6 protein-coding genes are annotated in these 6,736 nt (G+C 27.6%); 3 read left to right on the top strand and 3 right to left on the bottom strand.

The features are described 5' to 3' along the window. Positions 1-267: 267 nt before the first annotated feature. Both thrC and thrB read left to right on the top strand, forming a co-directional pair. The gene (gene thrC, locus EPJ72_RS00425) at positions 268-1,323 is read left to right on the top strand and encodes a threonine synthase (protein WP_147730312.1); all 1,056 of its coding nucleotides are present in this window, start codon (positions 268-270) and stop codon (positions 1,321-1,323) included. A gap of 3 nt (positions 1,324-1,326) precedes the next feature. Further along, a complete protein-coding gene (gene thrB, locus EPJ72_RS00420) occupies positions 1,327-2,292 on the top strand; it encodes a homoserine kinase (protein ID WP_147730311.1) in 966 nt (321 codons plus the stop codon). Here thrB and EPJ72_RS00415 read toward each other — a convergent pair. The 3 genes from EPJ72_RS00415 to EPJ72_RS00405 form a co-directional block, all read right to left on the bottom strand. Next, positions 2,285-2,953, bottom strand: a complete 669-nt coding sequence (locus EPJ72_RS00415) for an AAA family ATPase (protein WP_147730310.1) — start codon at positions 2,951-2,953, stop codon at positions 2,285-2,287. The genes thrB and EPJ72_RS00415 overlap by 8 nt on opposite strands. 32 nt (positions 2,954-2,985) lie before the next feature. Beyond that, the gene (locus tag EPJ72_RS00410; protein ID WP_147730309.1) at positions 2,986-5,103 is read right to left on the bottom strand and encodes an alpha-amylase/4-alpha-glucanotransferase domain-containing protein; all 2,118 of its coding nucleotides are present in this window, start codon (positions 5,101-5,103) and stop codon (positions 2,986-2,988) included. An 87-nt stretch (positions 5,104-5,190) separates the two neighbouring features. Then, a complete protein-coding gene (locus EPJ72_RS00405) occupies positions 5,191-6,120 on the bottom strand; it encodes a DDE-type integrase/transposase/recombinase (protein WP_147730308.1) in 930 nt (309 codons plus the stop codon). A gap of 209 nt (positions 6,121-6,329) precedes the next feature. Here EPJ72_RS00405 and EPJ72_RS00400 point away from each other — a divergent pair. Continuing rightward, positions 6,330-6,736 (top strand): transposase (locus EPJ72_RS00400; protein ID WP_147730307.1); only part of this gene is annotated, 407 nt, incomplete at its 3' end.

Below are 6,736 nucleotides of genomic sequence, written 5' to 3'. Positions count from 1 at the left end.
TTTCTAATGCTTCATCCACTATAAATAATTTAAATTCTGTGCTATAATCTTTTTTCATAGTAGCATCCTTTTTATTTGTTTTATGTTCAAAATATTATAACAAGGATACTGCTTTTTTTATACTAAAAAATGTCCAATATCTCATACTCCTAAACAATTTAATAGTAATTAAAACTTGAAAAAATCCTGTTTATATTATATTCTATATCAAATACTATTAATAATAATTAGTTTTTATAAATTAATAAAGTTAAAAAGGATAATATTATGAAAGCATGGAAAGGACTTTTAAGAGAATATAGAGAATATTTACCTATTACAGATAAAACCCCATTAATAACATTGCATGAAGGAAACACACCTTTAATAAAAGCAGAAAAGATAGGAAAAGAACTAGGAGGAATAGAATTATATTTCAAATATGACGGACTTAACCCTACAGGTTCATTTAAAGATAGAGGAATGGTAATGGCAGTTGCTAAGGCACTTGAAGAAGGTTCAAAGGCTATAATGTGTGCTTCTACAGGAAACACTTCTGCATCTGCTGCTGCCTATGCTGCTAGAAGCGGCATACAATGTATAGTAGTTATTCCTGATGGAAATATTGCTTTAGGTAAATTGGCTCAGGCTTTGATGTATGGTGCTAAGGTTATAGCTATTAAAGGAAACTTTGATGAGGCATTGAAGGCTGTTGTTGATATTACAAATAAATACCCAATAACATTGGTAAACTCAATTAACCCTTTTAGGCTTCAAGGACAAAAAACTTCTGCATTTGAAATTTGCGATACTTTAGGAAAAGCTCCTGATTATTTAGCTATACCAGTAGGAAATGCAGGAAACATATCTGCTTATTGGATGGGTTTTAAAGAATATAAAGAAAACGGAAAAATATCAAACTTACCAAAGATGATAGGTTTTGAGGCTGAGGGTTCTGCGGCAATAGTACAAAATAGAGTAATAGAAAATCCTCAAACTTTAGCTACTGCTATAAAGATAGGTAATCCTGCTAGCTGGAAACTCGCTGTTAATGCGGCTAATGAATCTAATGGTTTTATAGACTGTGTTACTGATGATGAAATATTAGAGGCTTACAAAATGCTTACAAGAGAAGAAGGTGTATTTGCTGAGCCTGCTTCTGCTGCTTCTTTAGCTGGAGTTATAAAAACTTATAAAGCAGGCAAACTCAAAAAAGGCGATGTTGTAGTTTCTGTACTTACAGGAAATGGACTTAAAGACCCTGACAATGCAATAAAAATATGCAATGCTCCTATAAAAGTTGATAACGATATAGAAGAGATAAGAAAAGCTATAGGAATATAATTTATGAATAAGGTTAATAAAAAAGATAATAATAAAATATCAAAAAATAAAAAACTTGTAACTTTTAAAATACCTGCTACATCTGCTAATATTGGTTCCGGATTTGACAGTGTGGGACTTGCTTTAGATTTGTATAATGAAATACATATATACGAAAATGAAAACTCTAAAAAAATAGAATTCCAAATAATAGGCGAGGGTGAAAAAGAGATATCAAAAGACAATAATATGATACTTGATGCTATGAAGCTTGTGTATAAAAAATTAAAAGAAAAAACAGAAAAAGGCTATATTATAAAATGTGTAAATAGGATACCTTTGTCAAGAGGGCTTGGAAGCAGTTCTGCGGCAATAATCGGCGGGCTTCTTTCTGCTAATTATATTCTTGGAAATAAACTCTCTTTTGAGGGTGATATATTAAATATGGCTGTTCAGCTTGAGGGGCATCCTGATAATGTTTCTCCTGCCATACTTGGAGGAATCGTATCTGGAGTTGTACGCAAAAATGAAGATTTTAAATATGTTAAAATTAATGCTCCTAAAAATTTAAAAGCAATAGTTGCAATTCCAAACTTTCATTTAAGTACTGAAAAAGCAAGAAATACTCTGCCAAAAGAAATAAGTTTTAAAGATGCTATATTTAATATTTCAAGAGCAGCACTTCTCACTTCTGCATTATCTTCAAATAGGCTTGATTTACTTGAAGTATCAACTGATGATAAACTTCATCAAGATTACAGAGCAAAGTTTATACCGGGGCTTAAAGAATTATTTAAAGAAGCAAAAAAAGCAGGATCTTATTCTGTTACTATAAGCGGTGCAGGCTCATCAATATTAGCATTAGTTAAAAATGATGAAAAAATAATTAAAGATGTTTCTAATGCTATGAAAGAAAGTTTCTCTAAAAAGAAAATAGAATCAGAAATAAAAGTTTTAAATATACCAAACAAAGGAATAATTATTATTTAATTAATTGCATAATAATATTAGGATATTTTATTTCTGAAATCTTTTTGCTTTCTGCAAAGTTATCAAATATAGTTGTATGCAATTTTATAGGGGAAATTTGATTTCTAATATATTCTATAACTTCATTTTGCACAAATACATCTTTTTTTATATTTATAACTGTAAAAGGTATTTTAAAACCCCTTTGATGAAAAAGTTCAACTTGCTCAAGACTAGAATGAATTACATTTGTATCATATTCTATTAGAGGTATAATCTGTATTTCATTTTCTCTTTCTATATCTGTAATTAAATCTAAAAAGTTATAATTTTCTTTTATTGGGTCATAGAGGCATAGAGATTCTAATACCATATAATTATAAGTTTTTTTACATTCATCTATCAAATCTGTAACATCTCTCTCATCTATTTTTGTATTTATACTATGAATGGGAGATAGGTTTCCGTTTGTGGCATAAGAGACAAAAATATCAGAAGCATTTAATGTTGTAGTGTTTTTTATATATTCACAGTCAAATAATTTATTATCTTTTACCTCCATAACAAAAGGTTTATAATAACAAACACTTTTACCTAATATTTTTATTGATTCTACTATATTGGAAGCTAAATAAGTTTTGCCGCTATGTTTCTTATTAGATATGATATAGAATATTTTCATTTACAGTTACCTTCTTTTTTCGTTCTTTTTTATTATTTTAATTCTTCTATATGAGCTTTTATATTATATTCTATTTTTTCATTTGGTTTTAAATTTATTTCTTTACACAACACTATAGTTGAGTTTTGATAATTCATCTCAAGTTTGTCAACAGCATCAGATATAGTATAATTTGGCATATATAAGAAGTTTGTCTCTTCACTAGCTTCTAAAAATAATTTTATTCTTATATATCCTTCATCAGCCATACCAAATATTTTGCCTTTGTATTCTCCTTTATTTGACAAGTTATCAGATATTTTGTTATCTCCTCCAATATAATATCTGTCTTTCTCACTTCCAGCAAGCAAAGTAATATTGTTCTCTAAAGCATAAACAAAACTTATATTTTCATTAGATTTATTTAATATAGTTATGTTTATATTAAAACTGCCGTCTTTCTCTACAATATATTTTTTTGTTAAAACTATTTCTTTGCCATTAACTAAACCATTTTTTTCAAAAACTATATAAGCATTATTTTTATCTATATTATTTTCAATTAAATTATAATATGAATTATAGAAATCAGCCTCTTCATCATATTTTAATAATTGAAATTCTTCGGCACTAGGCATTGTTTTTAGGAAATGGTCAATAGCAAATACTTTTTCATTTTTATCGAATACTAAATACTTAGCAATATTATCATCTATCTTTTTAGCTATTTCGTGTATTGATACATGTTCATTTTCATTAGATTGTTTGCTTGCATTTCTAACTGCTGCGATATGATAAGCCTCTTCTCTTCTTTTTAAGCAGTCTATTAGGTTTATAGGGTTATTAGTTTTTAAATCCCATTCTATAATAGAACCGCTTAAACTATGAAACACAAAACTTGATTTCTCTGAACTTATTACAACCTCATCTCTTCCGTCAATATCAAAATCCAAATCATAACTCATAAAATAGCCGCTTCCATATTTCTTTTTTTCTACTATTGAGCTAGATTTTATAAGATTAGCATATGCAGCATGCCTTAAATTGTTTAAATAAAGCCCTCCAAATGTTCCATGCCAATAAGGACAGTTGCATTGCCCTTGTAATAAATAATCCAAAGCTTCCTCTTTTTCTTTAGATTTATCTAATTCTCTAACCATATTTGAAGCAAAAAGCATTCTTTTATTCATTCTATTGCTTTCAGAATATTTAAAGAAATAATTTCTCCAAAAACCTCCACGCATGAACCTTGTTATTATTTCATTTTCTTCTTGCTTTTTTAACTCTTCTTGCTTTGAATGAAACTCATCTTGCACCCTAGCAGGAAGTACCCAAGTAAGCATTTCTTCATAAGAGCCTGTAGGTATATATATTTTTGAAATAGGTGCATATTTTTCTATATAATCGCTATATGTAATAGTTTTTATAATGTCTTTTTCTTTTGTGAGTGCCTCAAAAAACTTTTCAAGCCATTTATCTTCATAAACCCATTTTTTAGTACCAGGCCAATCACCATATTTTTCCCCATCATCATGCAGCACTACTACTCTGTCGCCTTCTTCTGTTGCTATAGATTTTAAATATTCAATAGATTTCTCCACTTCCCTAAACGGTATTAAATAACGAAGCTCTTGAGATATAGGAAATATATTAAGTTTATAAGATTCATCGTCTGTTAAAAAATAGCTGTACATATTTTTTGTATCAATTCCTGTTGTGAGAAACTGAGAATCATCTATCATAATATATTTTATTCCATTTCTTGCTAAATGTTTTACAAGTGTAGGCTCCCAGACTCTCTCAGCTATCCAAGCACCTTTAGGAGTAGTTTTGAATCTTTTTTCTATATATTCATTTAATTTTGTTATTTGAAAATCTTTATCTCTGTCTGGTATAGAAGGCATTATAGGCTCATAAAAAGCACCGCTTTGAAGCTCTATTCTATTTTCTTGAGCAAGTTTGGCTAAAGCTTCCAAATGTTCAGGGTGATTTTTCTCTAACCATTGAAGCAGGCAGCCTGTATAGTGAAAGTTAAATTTTATATCTTTATATTTTTCTAATATATCTAAAAAAGGCTTATAAGCATTTTGATAAGTATTTTCGCATACAAAGTCAAAGTTGCCTACAGGCTGATGATTGTGATTTCCAAGTATAAGATTAATAGTTTTCATAAGTTTATCCATAAAAATAATATATAATAATTAACATAATTCTATACTATATAAGTATTTTTGTAAAGTTTAATTTGTGTTATATTGTCATGGATCCATAGATATTGTACTTTTACTTGCTATAATATTTTTGATTCTTTCTTTGATTGTAATATACAATAACGGAGAAATCAATCTTTGATTGTTATAAAAATGTGTATATTCTTTTAATTTTTCTCTCAATAATTCTACTGTGATATTTTTATTTAATCGTGAATAAAATTCTCTTTCGTCTATGCCGTGTACTCTTTCTACTACGCCATTGTATCTTGGTGTTGCTATAGGAATATATCTCCTCTCTAATTTATTTTTTAAGCAGTATTCATCAAAAATATTTATTTTAGGAGTATTAATACAGCGATAAGTATATTCTATACCATTGTCCGTTTGTATAGCCTGTATCTTAAAAGGTGAAGTTTTTAAGACATATTTTAAGAAAGATAAAGCACTATAAGGTGTTTTATCCTCATAGATTTGCCTCCAACTATAGCGTGTAGCTAAATCTACAGCAGTAAATTGATAATAATGTATTTCACCAAAAAAAGCATATTTAACATCTATTTGTACCTTTTCTCCTGCTTCTTTAATATAAATAGCATGCTTTCCTTTATGCTTTCTCTTAATTTTTTTCTTTTTGCTCCTATACAAATTATTTTCTTTTAGGACAGTTTCTATAGCTGTTGTTCCTACTTTAATGTCTTCTAACTCTAATTGTTTTTTTATTTTTAATTTACCATAACCGTATAATTTTCTTATTTCAATTATTCTTTTAATAATCTTTTTATTTTTCAATTTATTTTTATTATTCTTAGGTTTAGTAGATTTAGGTTTTATAATAGAATAAGTTTCTAATTGGCTTTTCCAATAATAATATGTTCTAATACTAATCTTATATTTTAAAGCTAATACTTCTTTATTCTTAACTTTATTGATTTTTATAACTATCTTTTTTCTTTGATTTGAAGTATATTCTTTCATAGGTATTCCTTTTGTTTTATTTTAATTAATTAAATTATAAGGAATACCTGCTTTTTTTAAACTAAAAAAACGTGCAATATCTGTGGCTCCTAAACAATAATTTTTCATTTCTGTTTAGGAGTATGAGATATTGGACATTTTTTAGTATAAAAAAAGCAGTATCCTTGTTATAATATTTTGAACATAAAACAAATAAAAAGGATGCTACTATGAAAAAAGATTATAGCACAGAATTTAAATTATTTATAGTGGATGAAGCATTAGAAACTAAAAATATTAAAAGATTTCTAAAGATAGAAGAAATACCCAAATCTACTTTTTATACTTGGATTAAGAAACATAAAAATACTGGAACAGTTGCTAATTTTAGTACTAGACCGAAAACTTCTCCAAATATCTTTAATAATCAAGAAGCTATTAATTTAATTATTGAACTCTATACTAAAGAATATCGAGGTAAGCATTATATTAAAGCATATTTAAATCGTAAAGGCATTAAGATAGGTGTTACAGCTATAGAGAATGTACTAAAAAGAAATAATCTTTGGAGATATAAAACAAAAAAGAAAAAGAAGCGATATGATAAACGAAAATTTGTCTCTAAAATACAAAAAGA

The sequence above is a fragment of the Brachyspira pilosicoli genome, from assembly GCF_008016535.1.
In the GTDB taxonomy this organism is placed as follows: domain Bacteria; phylum Spirochaetota; class Brachyspiria; order Brachyspirales; family Brachyspiraceae; genus Brachyspira; species Brachyspira pilosicoli_A.
Note: the sequence above shows the minus strand (reverse complement) of the source record. Positions and strands in the feature narration are given on the sequence as shown.